The 17,475-nt window shown below is 63.7% G+C and carries 13 protein-coding genes; all 13 read left to right on the plus strand.

Annotation, left to right across the window (positions count from 1 at the left end; translation table 11 throughout):
* The first annotated feature begins 271 nt into the window (after nucleotides 1–271).
* Entirely contained in the window at nucleotides 272–3,781 is a 3,510-nt protein-coding gene (rpoB, locus tag AC4D14_RS07820) for a DNA-directed RNA polymerase subunit beta (RefSeq protein WP_490901249.1), read from the plus strand.
* A 175-nt stretch (nucleotides 3,782–3,956) separates the two neighbouring features.
* Complete coding sequence (locus AC4D14_RS07825) at nucleotides 3,957–7,847, plus strand: DNA-directed RNA polymerase subunit beta' (RefSeq protein ID WP_490901251.1); 3,891 nt, start codon at nucleotides 3,957–3,959, stop codon at nucleotides 7,845–7,847.
* A 376-nt stretch (nucleotides 7,848–8,223) separates the two neighbouring features.
* The gene (rpsL, locus tag AC4D14_RS07830) at nucleotides 8,224–8,598 is read left to right on the plus strand and encodes a 30S ribosomal protein S12 (protein WP_026545668.1); all 375 of its coding nucleotides are present in this window, start codon (nucleotides 8,224–8,226) and stop codon (nucleotides 8,596–8,598) included.
* Nucleotides 8,598–9,068: a 30S ribosomal protein S7 gene (gene rpsG, locus AC4D14_RS07835; RefSeq protein ID WP_043440595.1), complete on the plus strand. Its 471-nt coding sequence runs from the start codon at nucleotides 8,598–8,600 to the stop codon at nucleotides 9,066–9,068. The genes rpsL and rpsG overlap by 1 nt, the downstream gene beginning before the upstream one ends.
* Nucleotides 9,069–9,152: 84 nt before the next feature.
* On the plus strand, nucleotides 9,153–11,267 hold the full coding sequence (gene fusA / locus AC4D14_RS07840; protein ID WP_490901253.1) for an elongation factor G: 2,115 nt from the start codon (nucleotides 9,153–9,155) through the stop codon (nucleotides 11,265–11,267).
* 209 nt (nucleotides 11,268–11,476) lie between these two features.
* Nucleotides 11,477–12,667 (plus strand): elongation factor Tu, encoded by a 1,191-nt coding sequence (gene tuf, locus AC4D14_RS07845; RefSeq protein WP_490901254.1) that lies wholly within the window; start codon nucleotides 11,477–11,479, stop codon nucleotides 12,665–12,667.
* A 263-nt stretch (nucleotides 12,668–12,930) separates the two neighbouring features.
* Nucleotides 12,931–13,956, plus strand: a complete 1,026-nt coding sequence (locus AC4D14_RS07850; RefSeq protein ID WP_490901255.1) for a hypothetical protein — start codon at nucleotides 12,931–12,933, stop codon at nucleotides 13,954–13,956.
* A gap of 432 nt (nucleotides 13,957–14,388) precedes the next feature.
* The gene (gene rpsJ, locus AC4D14_RS07855) at nucleotides 14,389–14,697 is read left to right on the plus strand and encodes a 30S ribosomal protein S10 (protein ID WP_026531952.1); all 309 of its coding nucleotides are present in this window, start codon (nucleotides 14,389–14,391) and stop codon (nucleotides 14,695–14,697) included.
* A gap of 16 nt (nucleotides 14,698–14,713) precedes the next feature.
* Nucleotides 14,714–15,370, plus strand: coding sequence for a 50S ribosomal protein L3 (gene rplC / locus AC4D14_RS07860; protein ID WP_490901257.1), 657 nt, complete (start codon nucleotides 14,714–14,716; stop codon nucleotides 15,368–15,370).
* Between the two features lie 4 nt (nucleotides 15,371–15,374).
* The gene (gene rplD / locus AC4D14_RS07865) at nucleotides 15,375–15,998 is read left to right on the plus strand and encodes a 50S ribosomal protein L4 (protein WP_490901258.1); all 624 of its coding nucleotides are present in this window, start codon (nucleotides 15,375–15,377) and stop codon (nucleotides 15,996–15,998) included.
* The gene (rplW, locus tag AC4D14_RS07870; RefSeq protein WP_490901259.1) at nucleotides 15,995–16,300 is read left to right on the plus strand and encodes a 50S ribosomal protein L23; all 306 of its coding nucleotides are present in this window, start codon (nucleotides 15,995–15,997) and stop codon (nucleotides 16,298–16,300) included. Before rplD ends, rplW begins: the two co-directional genes overlap by 4 nt.
* 31 nt (nucleotides 16,301–16,331) lie before the next feature.
* A complete protein-coding gene (gene rplB, locus AC4D14_RS07875) occupies nucleotides 16,332–17,171 on the plus strand; it encodes a 50S ribosomal protein L2 (protein WP_490901261.1) in 840 nt (279 codons plus the stop codon).
* 12 nt (nucleotides 17,172–17,183) lie between these two features.
* A complete protein-coding gene (gene rpsS, locus AC4D14_RS07880; protein WP_026549122.1) occupies nucleotides 17,184–17,465 on the plus strand; it encodes a 30S ribosomal protein S19 in 282 nt (93 codons plus the stop codon).
* The last annotated feature ends 10 nt before the right edge of the window (nucleotides 17,466–17,475 follow it).

The following is a 17,475-nucleotide window of genomic DNA, read 5'->3' on the forward strand; positions in this document are numbered from 1 at the left end:
CGGCCGCGGTGGGCCGGACCCGGCGCGGCGGAGTTGACGCAGCATTGGACATTGCGGTAGGCGTACCGTAATGTAGTGATTTGCGTCTTCCCTCTAAACCTCAGCCTTCATATAGCGGTGGGCTTTGTTCTGCTCTCGTCATTTAACGGGCCAACCGGTTCTGATGACGCGTGTGGACCTCAGGTTAGCACTCGAATCCCCGCACCAATCTGCGGTGGTGGTGCTGAGGGCGGATCGCTGACAAGCCTGAAGGTCTGTGGAAGGATCCCTCTTGGTCGCCTCGAGCACCTCTAATAATGCAACCGCTACCAGCCAGGTCGACGCCGACGGCGCCGCACCCCGGCTCTCATTCGCAAAGATTCACGAACCGCTTGACGTTCCTAATCTTCTCGCCCTTCAGACCGACAGCTTTGACTGGCTGGTCGGCAACGAGCGCTGGAAGGCGCGCGTCGAAGAGGCCCTGGAAAAGGGCCTGCAGGGCGTAGCCACCACTTCCGGCCTGGCGGACATCTTTGAAGAGATTTCCCCGATCGAGGATTTCCAGGGCACCATGTCCCTGAGCTTCTCCGAGCCGGAATTCGCCGACCCGAAGTACACAATGGCCGAGTGCAAGGACCGTGACGCAACATACTCGGCTCCGCTGTACGTCAAGGCCGAGTTCATGAACAACAACACGGGCGAGATCAAGCAGCAGACCGTGTTCATGGGCGACTTCCCGCTGATGACGGACAAGGGCACGTTCGTGATCAACGGCACCGAGCGCGTCGTCGTGTCGCAGCTCGTGCGTTCGCCCGGCGCCTACTTCGAGCGCACCGCCGACAAGACCAGCGACAAGGACATCTTCAGCGCGAAGATCATCCCGTCGCGCGGCGCCTGGTTCGAGCTGGAGATCGACAAGCGCGACCAGGTCGGCGTCCGCCTCGACCGCAAGCGCAAGCAGTCGGTCACCGTGCTGCTCAAGGCCCTCGGCTGGACCGAGGCGCAGATCCTCGAGACCTTCGGCGAGTACGACTCGATCCGCGCCACCATGGAGAAGGACGCCACGGAGACCCGTGAAGACGCCCTGCTCGATATCTACCGCAAGCTGCGCCCGGGAGAGCCGCCCACGGTTGAGGCTGCCCAGACCCTGCTGGACAACCTGTACTTCAACCCCAAGCGCTACGATCTGGCCAAGGTCGGCCGCTACAAGATCAACCGCAAGCTCGGCATCGACAAGGACCTCACCGACTCCGACGCCTCGGTCCTGAACATCGACGACATCGTCGCGATGATCAAGTTCCTTGTTGCGCTCCACGCCGGCGAGAAGACCCTCACGGGCAAGCGCGACGGCGAAGACGTCGAACTGCGCGTCGAGGTCGACGACATCGACCACTTCGGCAACCGCCGCATCCGCGCGGTCGGCGAGCTGATCGAGAACCAGGTCCGCACCGGACTGTCCCGCATGGAGCGCGTCGTCCGCGAGCGCATGACCACGCAGGACGTCGAGGCGATCACTCCGCAGACGCTGATCAACATCCGCCCTGTCGTCGCGGCGATCAAGGAGTTCTTCGGAACCTCCCAGCTGTCGCAGTTCATGGACCAGAACAACCCGCTCGCCGGACTGACGCACAAGCGCCGCCTGTCCGCGCTGGGCCCGGGTGGTCTCTCCCGTGACCGCGCCGGCATGGAGGTCCGTGACGTCCACCCGTCGCACTACGGCCGCATGTGCCCCATCGAAACCCCTGAAGGCCCGAACATCGGCCTGATCGGTTCGCTCGCCTCCTACGGCCGCATCAACGCGTTCGGTTTCATCGAGACCCCGTACCGCAAGGCAGTCAACGGCAGCGTCACCGAGCAGATCGACTACCTGACCGCCGACGACGAGGTGGAGCGCCTGATTGCCCAGGCCAACGCCCCGCTCGACGCGAACGGCAAGTTCGTTGAAGACATGGTCCTCGTGCGTACCCGTGGTGGTTCGGGCGAGCCCGTTCTCGTTGCAGCCGACGAGGTCGAGTACATGGACGTTTCCCCGCGCCAGATGGTGTCTGTGGCAACGGCCCTGATTCCGTTCCTCGAGCACGACGACGCGAACCGCGCCCTCATGGGTGCGAACATGCAGCGTCAGGCCGTTCCCCTGCTGCGCTCCGAGCGTCCGCTCGTGGGCACCGGCATGGAGAAGTACGCGGCAGTCGATGCCGGCGACGCCGTGACCGCGGCGAAGGCCGGTGTTGTCACCGAAGTTTCGGCCGACCTCGTCAACGTGCTCAACGACGACGGCACCGAGACCAACTACCCGATCATGAAGTTCGCCCGCTCCAACCAGGGCAACGCATACAACCAGCGCGTGCTGGTCGGCGAGGGCGACCGCGTCGAGTACAACACGATCATCGCCGACGGTCCTTCGACCGATCAGGGCGAGCTGGCGCTGGGCAAGAACATGCTCGTTGCGTTCATGTCCTGGGAAGGGCACAACTTTGAGGACGCGATCATCCTCTCGCAGCGCATCGTCTCAGACGACGTGCTGACCTCGATCCACATCGAGGAGCACGAGGTCGACGCCCGCGACACCAAGCTTGGTGCCGAGGAGATCACCCGCGACATCCCCAACGTCTCCGAAGAGGTGCTTGGCGCGCTCGACGAGCGCGGCATCATCCACATCGGTGCCGAAGTTGAAGCAGGCGACATCCTCGTCGGCCGTGTCACCCCCAAGGGTGAAACGGAACTCACCCCCGAGGAGCGCCTGCTGCGCGCGATCTTCGGTGAGAAGAGCCGCGAGGTCCGCGACACGTCCCTGAAGGTTCCCCACGGCGAGTCCGGAACCGTCATCGGCGTGCGCATCTTCGACCGCGACAACGACGACGAGCTGCCCCCGGGCGTCAACCAGCTGGTCCGCGTCTACGTTGCGCAGAAGCGCAAGATCACCGACGGCGACAAGCTGGCCGGCCGCCACGGCAACAAGGGCGTCATCTCCAAGATCCTGCCGATCGAGGACATGCCGTTCCTTGAGGACGGAACCCCCGTCGACATCGTCCTCAACCCGCTGGGTGTTCCGGGCCGCATGAACGTGGGCCAGGTCCTGGAGATCCACCTGGGCTGGGCCGCCAAGCAGGGCTGGAAGATCGAAGGGGACCCCGAGTGGGTCAAGAACCTTCCGAACCTGCCCCGCGAGGTCGCCTCGACCACCGTCGCAACCCCCGTGTTCGACGGTGCGACCGAGGACGAGATCGTCGGTCTGCTGAACTCGACCAACGTGACCCGCGACGGCCAGCGCCTGATCGGCGAGTCCGGCAAGGCGCGCCTGTTCGACGGCCGCTCCGGCGAGCCGTTCCCCGACCCGATCTCGGTCGGCTACATGTACATCCTGAAGCTGCACCACCTTGTCGACGACAAGATCCACGCACGCTCCACCGGGCCGTACTCCATGATCACGCAGCAGCCGCTGGGTGGTAAGGCGCAGTTCGGCGGACAGCGTTTCGGTGAAATGGAAGTGTGGGCACTTGAGGCGTATGGCGCCGCCTACACGCTCCAGGAGCTGCTGACGATCAAGTCGGATGACATCCACGGACGCGTCAAGGTCTACGAGGCGATCGTCAAGGGCGAGAACATCCCCGAGCCGGGCGTTCCCGAGTCCTTCAAGGTGCTGATCAAGGAAATGCAGTCGCTCTGCCTGAACGTGGAAGTTCTTTCCACCGACGGAACGACGATTGAGATGCGTGACTCGGATGAAGAAGTCTTCCGGGCCGCGGAGGAACTGGGCATCGACCTTTCACGGGCCGAGCCAAGCTCCGTCGAGGAAGTCTAGGTTTCACCGCACCGAACCGGTGTTCGAACGCGGCCAACGAAATTTCTGGCGGCCGCGGGCGGCCTTGAAATATTAAAGGCCGCTTCCTCGAACACCGGTCCGGTGTGGGCCTGACTGCCCACCGCACCCCCAAAGACTTCAAGAATTTAGAGAACAAAGAGAGAACAGGGACCATATGTCCAGCGAATCCTCCTTCGGCCTCATGCGAATCGGCCTTGCCACCGCGGATGAAATCCGCGGCTGGTCTTACGGCGAGGTCAAGAAGCCGGAAACCATCAACTACCGCACGCTCAAGCCCGAGAAGGACGGACTCTTCTGCGAGAAGATCTTCGGCCCTTCCCGCGACTGGGAGTGCTACTGCGGCAAGTACAAGCGCGTGCGCTTCAAGGGCATCATCTGTGAGCGCTGTGGCGTCGAGGTAACCCGTGCCAAGGTGCGCCGCGAGCGCATGGGGCACATCGAGCTTGCTGCTCCCGTCACGCACATCTGGTACTTCAAGGGTGTTCCCTCACGCCTTGGCTACCTGCTTGACCTTGCACCGAAGGACCTCGAGAAGGTCATCTACTTCGCTGCCTACATGATCACCTCGGTCGACGAAGAGAACCGTCACGCCGAACTGCCCAACCTCCAGGCCGAGCACGACCTTGAGAAGAAGCAGATGATCGACCAGCGCGACTCCGACATCGCCGCAATCGCCAAGGACCTTGAGGACGAGCTTGCCCGCCTCGAGGGCGAAGGCGCCAAGGCCGCGGACAAGAAGAAGGCCCGCGACTCCGCGGACCGCCAGATGGCGAACGTGCGCAAGCGCGCCGACGCCGACATCGAGCGCCTGGTCCAGGTGTGGGAGCGCTTCAAGACCCTCAAGGTCGCCGACCTTGAAGGCGATGAGGGCCTCTACCGCGAGCTGCGCGACCGTTACGGTCTGTACTTCGAGGGCTCGATGGGAGCCGAGGCAATCAAGCGCCGCCTTGAGAACTTCGACATGCAGGCCGAGGCCGACCTGCTGCGCGACATCATCCAGAACGGCAAGGGCCAGCGCAAGACGCGTGCCCTCAAGCGCCTGAAGGTCGTCAACGCGTTCCTCACCACCACCAACAGCCCCCTGGGCATGGTGCTCGACGCCGTCCCGGTGATCCCGCCGGAACTGCGCCCGATGGTCCAGCTCGACGGCGGCCGTTTCGCGACGTCCGACCTCAACGACCTGTACCGCCGCGTGATCAACCGGAACAACCGCCTCAAGCGCCTGCTCGACCTCGGTGCCCCCGAGATCATCGTCAACAACGAGAAGCGCATGCTGCAGGAGGCCGTTGACTCCCTGTTCGACAACGGCCGCCGCGGCCGTCCCGTCACCGGGCCGGGCAACCGTCCCCTGAAGTCGCTCTCCGACATGCTCAAGGGCAAGCAGGGACGCTTCCGCCAGAACCTCCTGGGCAAGCGCGTCGACTACTCGGGCCGTTCGGTGATCGTCGTCGGTCCGCAGCTGAAGCTGCACCAGTGTGGCCTGCCCAAGCAGATGGCGCTGGAGCTCTTCAAGCCGTTCGTGATGAAGCGCCTGGTTGACCTCAACCACGCCCAGAACATCAAGAGCGCCAAGCGGATGGTCGAGCGCTACCGCCCGCAGGTCTGGGACGTTCTCGAAGAGATCATCACCGAGCACCCCGTGCTGCTGAACCGTGCACCTACCCTGCACCGTCTCGGCATCCAGGCGTTCGAGCCCCAGCTGGTTGAAGGCAAGGCCCTTCAGCTCCACCCGCTGGTCTGCGCCGCCTTCAACGCGGACTTCGACGGTGACCAGATGGCAGTGCACCTGCCGCTGAGCCCCGAGGCCCAGGCCGAGGCGCGCATCCTGATGCTCTCCTCGAACAACATCCTGAAGCCCTCCGACGGCCGCCCCGTGACCCTCCCGTCACAGGACATGATCATTGGTCTGCACCACCTCACCACCAAGCGTGAGGGAAGTGCGGGTGAAGGCCGCGTGTTCTCCAGCCCGGCCGAAGCCATCATGGCCCACGACGCCGGCGAGCTGCACCTGAACTCCGTGGTGCGGATCCGGGTTCCCAACTTCATCCCGAGCGCCGACACCGCCGCTCCCGAAGGCTGGGAGCCGGGCACGCCGGCGCTGATCGAGACCTCCCTCGGGCAGGTCCTGTTCAACGACACGCTGCCCGAGGACTACCCCTGGGTCGAGAAGGTCGCCGACAAGGGCCAGCTCTCCACGATCGTCAACGATCTCGCGGAGCGCTACCCGAAGGTCGTCACCGCCGCGACGCTGGACAACCTCAAGGATGCCGGTTTCTACTGGGCCACACGCTCCGGCGTGACGGTCGCCATCTCCGATATTTCCGCGCCCATCAACAAGGCCGGAATCATGGAGGGCTACGAGACGCAGGCAGCCAAGGTCCAGTCGCAGTTCGACAAGGGCCTGATCGCCGACGAGGAGCGCCGCCAGGAGCTCATCGACATCTGGAACAAGGCAACCAACGAGGTTGCCGCCTCGATGCGCGACGCGATGCCGAAGGACAACACCATCAACCGCATGGTCTCCTCCGGTGCCCGTGGTAACTGGCTGCAGGTCCGGCAGATCGCCGGTATCCGTGGCCTGGTGGCGAACCCCAAGGGCGAGATCATCCCGCGTCCGATCAAGTCCTCCTACCGTGAAGGCCTGTCGGTCCTTGAGTACTTCATCGCAACGCACGGCGCCCGTAAGGGCCTTGCGGACACCGCCCTGCGTACGGCGAACTCGGGTTACCTGACCCGCCGCCTCGTCGACGTGTCCCAGGACGTCATCGTCCGCGAGGACGACTGCGGCACCGAGCGTGGCCTGAAGGTCACCATCGCGGTACCGGACGCCAACGGCGAACTGGTCCTTCACGAAGAGGTCGAGAACTCGGCGTACGCACGTACGCTGGCCACCGACGTCGTCGATTCGAAGGGCGAGGTGCTGGCGGCTGCCGGCTCCGACGTCGGAGACGTCCTGATCGGCGAGCTGTTCGCCGCGGGTGTCACCGAGATCAAGGTCCGCTCCGTGCTGACCTGTGAGTCGAGCGTCGGAACCTGCGCACTCTGCTACGGCCGCTCGCTCGCGACCGGCAAGACCGTGGACATCGGAGAGGCCGTCGGCATCATCGCCGCGCAGTCGATCGGTGAGCCCGGCACGCAGCTGACCATGCGTACCTTCCACACCGGCGGTGTTGCCTCGGCTGAGGACATCACCCAGGGTCTGCCCCGTATCCAGGAGCTTTTCGAGGCGCGCACACCCAAGGGTGTCGCCCCGATCTCCGAGGTTGCAGGGCGCGTCACCATCGAAGATGCCGAGAAGCAGCTTCGCCTGGTTGTCACCCCGGACGACGGCTCGGAAGAGATCGCCTACCCGGTCCTGCGGCGTGCGCGCCTGCTCGTCGCCGACGGCGAGCACGTCGAGGTCGGGCAGCAGCTCGTCTTCGGTGCCGTCGACCCCAAGCAGATCCTGCGTATTCTTGGCCCCCGCAAGGCCCAGGAATTCCTTGTTGACGAGGTCCAGCGCGTGTACCGCAGCCAGGGTGTCGGCATCCACGACAAGCACGTGGAAGTCATCGTCCGCCAAATGCTGCGCCGCGTAACGGTGATCGAGTCCGGTGAGTCGGATCTTCTCCCCGGAGAGCTGGCCGAGCGCCGCCGCTTCGAGGACGAGAACCGCCGTGTGGTGTCCGAGGGCAAGAAGCCGGCCTCAGGCCGTCCCGAGCTCATGGGCATCACCAAGGCCTCACTCGCCACCGAGTCGTGGCTGTCGGCCGCTTCCTTCCAGGAGACCACGCGTGTTCTCACGCAGGCCGCCATGGAAGGCAAGAGCGATCCGCTGCTGGGCCTGAAGGAGAACGTGATCATCGGTAAGCTCATCCCGGCCGGAACCGGCCTGGACCGCTACACGAAGATCACCGTCGAGCCCACCGAGGAAGCCAAGGCCAACCTCTTCACCGGTCCGAGCGCGTTCAGCGACTTCGACTACGCCGGCGTCGAGGGCGGCATGAACCCCGAGTTCCACGCCATTCCCCTGGATGACTACGACCTCGGGAACGACTTCCGCTAGGAAGCCCGCGCCGCGCACGCAGCGGTAGAGCACGGCGGAAGGCCCCGGACCCGAAACGGTCCGGGGCCTTCCGGTTTCTCCGGTGCCGGGGGAGGGGCCGGTCCGGCTCCGGCCCACACTCTGGTAGACTTGACGGTAATTGTTTGTGTGGCAGTGGATTGGCGTTGCGAAACGTATCTCCGTGTTGTAGGGATCTTGTACAACGAATGCCACATTTTCGCACGCCTACGGTCGTTTCGCGGCTGCTAGTTGTAGTAGGCGAAGCGCCAAACGACTGAGAACCCCCGCTCACGGGTGGTCCGCTGCCCTCGGGTCCGGATAACCGCAGGGTTGGGCAAACAGAGAACTCATCCGAGACATTACGGAGAACACGAAAGTGCCTACGATTAACCAGCTGGTCCGCAAGGGCCGGTCACCTAAGGTCTCCAAGACCAAGGCGCCCGCACTGAAGGGCAGCCCGATGAAGCGCGGCGTTTGCACCCGCGTCTACACGACCACCCCGAAGAAGCCGAACTCGGCGCTCCGCAAGGTCGCCCGCGTGCGCCTCAACGGCGGCATCGAAGTCACCGCCTACATTCCCGGCGTTGGACACAACCTTCAGGAACACTCCATCGTGCTGGTGCGCGGCGGGCGTGTGAAGGACCTTCCGGGTGTCCGCTACAAGATTGTCCGTGGAGCACTGGATACCCAGGGCGTCAAGAACCGTAAGCAGGCGCGCAGCCGCTACGGCGCAAAGATGGAGAAGAAGTAATGCCTCGTAAGGGCCCGGCCCCGAAGCGGCCGCTCGTTGTAGATCCCGTTTACGGTTCACCCCTGGTCACTCAGCTGATCAACAAGGTGCTCGTTGACGGCAAGAAGTCCACTGCAGAGCGCATCGTCTACGGTGCACTCGAAGGCGCACGCGCCAAGTCCGGCGGCGACCCCGTTGCCGCGCTGAAGAAGGCTATGGACAACGTCAAGCCGACCCTCGAGGTCCGCTCACGCCGTGTCGGTGGCGCCACCTACCAGGTTCCCGTCGAGGTGAAGCCGGGCCGCTCAACCGCCCTGGCCCTCCGCTGGCTGGTTGGCTACTCCAAGGCACGCCGCGAGAAGACGATGACCGAGCGTCTGCAGAACGAGATCCTTGACGCCTCCAATGGTCTGGGCGCCGCTGTCAAGCGCCGCGAAGACACGCACAAGATGGCCGAATCCAACAAGGCCTTCGCACACTACCGCTGGTAAACGACCTTCCCGCCCGGGTCCGCCGCACAGCGCATCCGGGCAGGGAGTCCAGCAGAACTCCATCTTCGTCAAAAGGGAGACACCGTGGCACAGGACGTGCTTACAGACCTTACAAAGGTCCGCAATATCGGCATCATGGCGCACATCGATGCCGGCAAGACCACTACTACCGAGCGCATCCTGTTCTACACGGGTGTAAACCACAAGATCGGCGAGACCCACGACGGCGCCTCGACGACCGACTGGATGGAACAGGAGAAGGAACGCGGCATCACCATCACGTCTGCCGCCGTGACCAGCTTCTGGCACAACAACCAGATCAACATCATCGACACCCCCGGCCACGTCGACTTCACCGTCGAGGTTGAGCGCTCACTGCGCGTCCTCGACGGCGCCGTCGCAGTGTTCGACGGCAAGGAGGGCGTTGAGCCCCAGTCGGAGACCGTCTGGCGCCAGGCCGACAAGTACGAAGTTCCCCGCATCTGCTTCGTCAACAAGATGGACAAGCTCGGCGCCGACTTCTACTTCACCGTCGACACCATCATCAGCCGCCTCGGCGCCAAGCCGCTGGTCCTCCAGCTGCCCATCGGTGCAGAGAACGACTTCATCGGCGTCGTCGACCTTGTCGAAATGCGCGCGCTGGTCTGGCCGGGCGACGCCAAGGGCGACGTGACGATGGGTGCCAAGTACGAGGTCCAGGAGATCCCCGAGGATCTCAAGGAAAAGGCCGAGGAATACCGCGCGGCCCTCGTCGAGACCGTAGCCGAGTCCTCCGATGCCCTCATGGGCAAGTACCTCGAGGGCGAAGAGCTCACCGTCGCGGAAATCAAGGCCGGCATCCGCAAGATGACGATCAACTCCGAGCTCTACCCGATCCTCTGCGGCTCCGCGTTCAAGAACCGCGGCGTCCAGCCGATGCTTGACGCCGTCGTTGACTACCTGCCGTCCCCGCTCGACGTCCCCGCGATGATCGGTCACGATCCCCGCGACGAGACCGCCGAGATGACCCGCAAGCCCAGCACCGAAGAGCCGTTCTCGGCTCTGGCGTTCAAGGTTGCGACCCACCCGTTCTTCGGCCAGCTGACCTTCATCCGGGTTTACTCCGGACAGGTCTCCGCGGGCACCCAGGTGATGAACTCCACCAAGGGCAAGAAGGAGCGCATCGGCAAGCTGTTCCAGATGCACGCCAACAAGGAAAACCCTGTTGAAGAGGCACTGGCCGGACACATCTACGCTGCGATCGGGCTGAAGGACACCACCACCGGTGACACCCTCTCCGACGCGACCAACCAGATCGTCCTCGAGTCCATGAGCTTCCCGGAGCCCGTGATCTCGGTTGCCATCGAACCCAAGACGAAGGGCGACCAGGAGAAGCTTTCAACGGCTATCCAGAAGCTCTCCGCCGAGGATCCGACCTTCCAGGTCTCCCTCAACGAGGACACCGGACAGACGATCATCGCCGGCATGGGCGAGCTCCACCTGGACATCCTCGTGGACCGCATGCGCCGCGAATTCAAGGTCGAGGCAAACGTGGGCAAGCCCCAGGTCGCCTACCGCGAGACGATCAAGCGCGCGGTCGCCAAGCACGACTACACGCACAAGAAGCAGACCGGTGGATCGGGGCAGTTCGCGAAGATCCAGATCGCCATCGAGCCGATGGAAGTTGAAGAAGGCGTCCTTTACGCGTTCGACAACAAGGTCACCGGTGGACGCGTTCCCCGCGAGTACATCCCCAGCGTTGACGCGGGCATCCAAGATGCCCTCAACGACGGCGTGCTCGCCGGGTACCCCGTGGTCGGCATCAAGGCCACGCTGCTCGACGGCGCCTACCACGACGTTGACTCATCCGAAATGGCCTTCAAGATCGCCGGACGTATGGCGTTCAAGGAAGCCGCACGGATGGCCAACCCGGTTCTGCTCGAACCGCTGATGGATGTTGAGGTCCGCACACCCGAGGAGTACATGGGTGAAGTTATCGGCGACCTCAACTCCCGCCGCGGCCAGATGCAGTCGATGGAGGACGCAAGCGGCGTGAAGGTCATCCGTGCCTTCGTGCCCCTGTCCGGAATGTTCGGTTACATCGGGGATCTGCGGTCGAAGACCCAGGGCCGCGCCGTGTACTCGATGCAGTTCAACAGCTACTCCGAGGTTCCCAAGGCCGTGGCTGACGAAATCATCCAGAAGACTCGTGGTGAGTAACTTCGGATAACCCGCCGGCAACGGTGGTGGTATCCAGTGGGGCCGGCGGGCATTGCGCCCGCCGGCCCCACACCAGCCAACGGTCCGCAGGGGCCGCGAGCGACAAGCAATTTAAAGAAAACCAAAAGCCCCAAGTAGACTTGCATCAGTTTCAGCTGCGAAAAGCGCGGCTGGGAAGCAAATCTTCTCAAACGTTCTAGGAGGAACCCGTGGCGAAGGCAAAGTTCGAGCGGACTAAGCCGCACGTTAACATCGGCACCATTGGTCACGTTGACCATGGAAAGACCACGTTGACGGCTGCCATTTCCAAGGTGCTGTACGACAAGTACCCCACTCTCAACGAGCAGCGTGACTTCGCGTCTATCGACTCGGCTCCCGAGGAGAAGCAGCGCGGCATCACCATCAACATCTCGCATGTTGAGTACCAGACTGAGAAGCGCCACTACGCACACGTAGACGCTCCCGGTCACGCTGACTACATCAAGAACATGATCACCGGTGCTGCTCAGATGGATGGTGCAATCCTCGTTGTTGCAGCAACCGACGGCCCGATGGCTCAGACCCGCGAGCACGTTCTGCTCGCCCGCCAGGTTGGTGTTCCCTACCTGCTGGTCGCGCTGAACAAGTCCGACATGGTTGAGGATGAGGAACTGCTGGACCTCGTCGAGATGGAGGTCCGCGAGCTGCTCAGCGCGCAGGGCTTCGATGGCGACGAAGCACCCGTGGTCCGCGTTTCCGGCCTGAAGGCCCTCGAAGGCGACGCCGAGTGGGTCAAGTCGGTTGAAGACCTGATGGCTGCTGTGGATGAGTCCGTTCCGGACCCCGTTCGCGACAAGGACAAGCCCTTCCTCATGCCTGTCGAGGACGTCTTCACCATCACCGGCCGTGGAACCGTTGTTACGGGCCGTGCCGAGCGTGGAACCCTGAAGATCAACTCCGAGGTCGAGATCGTCGGCATCCGTCCGGTTCAGAAGACCACGGTTACCGGTATCGAGATGTTCCACAAGCAGCTCGACGAAGCATGGGCCGGCGAGAACTGTGGCCTCCTGCTCCGCGGCATCAAGCGCGAAGACGTAGAGCGCGGCCAGGTTATCGTGAAGCCGGGTTCGATCACCCCGCACACCGACTTCGAGGCCAACGTCTACATCCTGGCCAAGGACGAGGGCGGGCGTCACAACCCGTTCTACTCGAACTACCGCCCGCAGTTCTACTTCCGCACCACGGACGTAACCGGCGTCATCACCCTCCCCGAGGGCACTGAAATGGTTATGCCTGGCGACAACACTGAGATGACCGTTGCGCTCATCCAGCCCATCGCCATGGAAGAGGGCCTCGGCTTCGCTATCCGCGAAGGCGGCCGCACCGTTGGTTCAGGACGTGTCACCAAGATCATCAAGTAGTCTTTCGACTGCCTGACTGCTCTACCGAGAAGGGCCCCGTTGCTTCGGCAGCGGGGCCCTTTTCTTGTGCGGCCACCGCTCTGCAGTACCCGAAGGCGACGAGCGCACCGGCCTGCGAACAGCGCACCGGATTGCGACTAACGCATGCGGTATTGCGGGTGCGTTCGTCGCAAACCGGCGCGGCAGCCGGAAACGCGTGCGCCGATGTCAACATAACGCCCGCAGTGCCGTCGGCTCTGCCGCCGGCGGGCGAAGGTTGCTCCATGGTGAGCTTCACCGAGCTTCGATCGATGATTTCGACGACCGCGGAATACTCCGCGCAGGGCATCAGCCCCCGGAGACTGCAGCGGCGGTGCGCCGCGGGGGAGATGCTCCGGGTTAGGCAGGGGCTCTATGTGTCCCGGGCGGCCTGGCTGGACCTCGACCGCTGGGACCGGTACCGGCTGAGGGTCCTTGCCGTGCACCTCTCCGCGCAGCACCCGCCGGTCTTCTGCCACGAGAGCGCCGCGCTGATCCATGGGCTTCCCCTTCTTGCTGTCCCTCCGAAGGTGCATGTGCAGCAGGGTGCGGTTCGGTGTGCCCGTTCACGGGGTGACATCCGGCGGCACTTCACCTCGTCGGGCGTTCCACCCGTCGTCCGCGTCTCCGGGCTGCGCGCGACGTCCCTCGATGCAACGCTCGCCGCCCTCGCCGTCGACTGCGGGTTTGAGCAGGCCGTCGTCGCGCTCGATCATGCGCTGCGGCGGCGTGCGACCGATCCGGCGCGGATCTCCCTGGCCGCAGGGCCGCTCACCGCCAAGGCGGCCCGCACCCGGCTCGGTTTCGTGCTCGGTTCCGCGGACGGCGCGGCCGAGTCACCGGGGGAGTCGCTCAGCCGCGTCCATCTGATACTGATGGGATTTCCCGAGCCGCAGCTGCAGCGGGAGTTCACGGATTCCCGGGGGCTCATCGGACGGACAGACTTCTATTGGCCGCAGACGCGGCTGGTCGGTGAATTCGATGGGCTCGTAAAGTACTCGAGGCCGGAATTCCTCAACGGCCGCACTCCAGGCGAGGTTGTGGTCGAGGAAAAGCGGAGGGAGGACCGCCTGCGTGCGCTGGGGCTGCGGGTGGTCCGCTGGTCCTGGGACGACCTCCGGGACCCGGCCCGCCTGCTGGAACTGCTCACGGCCGCAGGCCTCCTCCCGTGCAGGACCCGGCGGTGGCCGGCCCGCCCCGTCCCCGTGGAAGGCGATCCGTGGCACCCGAACCGGGCCGGCGCACCCGGGAACGACGGCCGCACCGGCTAACGGCGAGGCGCTCGTCGCAATCGGGTGCGGAGCAGGCCCGGCGCGCCGCTGCCGACACGCCGGAGCAGCAGCCGGAAAACCCCGGGGATTAGCGTTTGACGGCCATCTCTGCCAGACTAGAGAAGTTGTTCAAGCGCTTGCGCGTGCGGTTTGAGACCCAATCCCGGTCAGGATAATGCCTGATGCAGGGTTAAAGTTCACCGGTCCGCGTGGCCCAAATATAATCCACCCCATCCAGCCCGGCTGGAATGCGCTGTTTGTTCGTGTCGGATTGCGCGACACGCCCGAGCGCGGGGGTCGGAGCCTTAGCAGGGTGAGGAACCCGGAATTGTCCGGATTCAGTCTGTGGAGGAGCGCCGTACAACGGGCGCAGGCAATGTACGTACCGGAACTGCCTCGGCAGTTTTCATGTAGAGAGAGAGTCGAGACGCCATGGCGGGACAGAAAATCCGCATCCGGCTGAAGTCATATGACCACGAGGTCATTGATGTTTCAGCGCGGAAGATCGTTGAGACGGTGACGCGCGCAGGCGCTACGGTTGTCGGCCCGGTGCCGCTGCCCACGGAGAAGAACGTTTTCGTTGTTATCCGGTCCCCGCACAAGTACAAGGACAGCCGTGAGCACTTCGAAATGCGTACTCACAAGCGTCTGATCGACATCATTGATCCCACGCCCAAGGCCGTCGATTCGCTGATGCGTCTCGATCTGCCCGCGGACGTGAACATCGAAATCAAGCTGTAAGGGAGAGCGGATACACATGTCTACTTCACTTACGCGTCAGGTTAAAGGCCTGCTGGGCATCAAGCTCGGCATGACCCAGGTCTGGGACGAGAACAACAACCTCATCCCCGTCACCGTGGTCCAGGCCGACTCAAACGTTATTACGCAGCTGCGCACCGCGGACAAGGACGGCTACACCGCCGTTCAGATCGGCTTCGGCCAGATCGACCCCCGCAAGGTCACCAAGCCGCTCGCCGGACACTTCGAGAAGGCCGGGGTCAACCCGCGCCGCCACGTCGTTGAGCTGCGTACCTCCGACGCTGATACCTACTCGCTCGGCCAGGAGCTCTCCGTTGAGATCTTCGAAGCCGGCCAGACGGTTGACGTTATCGGCACCACCAAGGGCAAGGGCTTCGCCGGTGTCATGAAGCGCCACGGCTTCCACGGCGTTGGAGCATCACACGGTGCCCACAAGAACCACCGCAAGCCCGGCTCCATCGGTGGCGCATCCACCCCCAGCCGCGTCTTCAGGGGAATGAAAATGGCAGGCCGCATGGGTGCCGTTCGTCAGACCACGCTGAACCTCACGGTTCACGGCGTAGACGCCGAGAAGTCGCTGCTGCTGATCAAGGGCGCTGTACCTGGCGCCCGCGGCCAGGTCGTCCTCGTACGCACCGCCGTGAAGGGAGCATAGCCAAATGGCTGTCCAAACAGTAAAGGTCGATTTCCCCGCGGAGATCTTCGACGTTCAGACGAACGTACCGCTGCTGCACCAGGTCGTCGTGGCCCAGCTTGCGGCTGCCCGCCAGGGCACCCACAAGACCAAGACCCGCGCCGAGGTGAGCGGTGCAGGCCGCAAGCCGTTCAAGCAGAAGGGAACCGGCCGCGCCCGCCAGGGTTCGATCCGCGCCCCGCACATGACCGGTGGCGGCGTTGTCCACGGACCCACGCCCCGCGACTACAGCCAGCGCACCCCGAAGAAGATGAAGGCAGCCGCCCTGCGCGGAGCCCTCTCGGACCGCGCACGCAACGGCCGCATCCACGTCCTCGAATCCCTCGTTGCCGGCGACAAGCCGTCCACCAAGGGTGCCATCGAGACGCTTCGTTCAATCTCCGAGCGGCCCAACCTGCTCGTCGTGATCGAACGCGCCAACGACGTATCGGCGCTGTCCGTACGCAACGTTCCCGGAGTCCACGTTCTGTATGTTGACCAGCTCAACACGTACGACGTGCTGGTCTCCGACGACGTGATCTTCACGAAGGCCGCCTACGACACGTTCGTTGACTCGGCTGAAGTTACTTCCAGGGAGGATGCCAAGTGAGCGGCACCATCGCAAAGGATCCGCGCGACGTCGTCATTGCACCCGTCGTCTCGGAAAAGAGCTACGGCCTGATCGACGAAGGTAAGTACACCTTCCTGGTCGACCCGCGCTCCAACAAGGCTGAGATCAAGCTGGCCGTGGAGAAGATCTTCTCCGTCAAGGTCGACTCGATCAACACCATCAACCGTGCAGGTAAGCGCAAGCGCACCAAATTCGGGTGGGGACAGCGCAAGGGCACCAAGCGTGCCATTGTGTCCCTCAAAGAAGGCACAATCGACATCTTCGGCGGTCCGCTCGCTTAGAGCGGAGACCACTTTAACGAGGAAATGACACATGGGAATCCGTAAATACAAGCCGACAACGCCGGGCCGCCGCGGCTCCAGCGTTGCCGACTTCGCAGAAATCACACGATCGACACCGGAGAAGTCACTGGTGCGTCCGCTCCCCAAAAAGGGCGGCCGTAACAACACCGGCAAGATCACAACCCGTCACAAGGGTGGTGGACACAAGCGTCAGTACCGTCTGATCGACTTCCGCCGCCACGACAAGGACGGCGTCGACGCCCGCGTAGCTGAGATCGAATACGATCCCAACCGCACGGCACGCATCGCCCTCCTGCACTACGTTGATGGCACCAAGCGCTACATCATCGCGCCGAACAAGCTCAAGCAGGGCGACTTCGTCGAGGCCGGCGCCGGGGCTGACATCAAGCCCGGCAACAACCTGCCGCTGCGCAACATCCCCGTCGGTACCGTGATCCACGCTGTTGAGCTCCGCCCAGGCGGCGGCGCCAAGATGGCACGCTCCGCCGGTGCGTCGGTTCAGCTCGTCGCCAAGGAAGGCCGCTTCGCCCAGCTGCGTCTGCCCTCCGGTGAAATCCGCAACGTCGACGTCCGCTGCCGTGCAACGGTCGGCGAGGTCGGCAACGCCGAGCAGTCGAACATCAACTGGGGCAAGGCCGGCCGCAGCCGCTGGAAGGGCATCCGCCCGACCGTCCGTGGTGTGGCAATGAACCCCGTTGACCACCCCCACGGTGGTGGTGAAGGTAAGACCTCCGGTGGACGCCACCCGGTCAACCCCAACGGCAAGGCCGAGGGACGCACGCGTCGCCTCAACAAAGAGAGCGATTCACTCATTGTGCGTCGCCGTCGTTCCGGCAAGAACAAGCGATAGGAGCCTGGAGACATGCCACGCAGCCTGAAGAAAGGCCCCTTCGTCGATCAGCACCTTTACGTAAAGGTCGCTCGCGAGAACGAATCGGGCACAAAGAACGTCATCAAGACGTGGTCCCGCCGCTCCATGATCGTGCCCGACATGCTCGGACACACGATCGCGGTTCACGACGGGCGCAAGCACATTCCGGTGTTTGTCACCGAGTCGATGGTCGGGCACAAGCTCGGCGAATTCGCTCCCACGCGGACTTTCCGCGGCCATGTTAAGGACGACCGCAAGGGCAAGCGCCGCTAGGCGCTTGGCT

Source organism: Arthrobacter sp. TJ-254 (assembly GCF_058269175.1).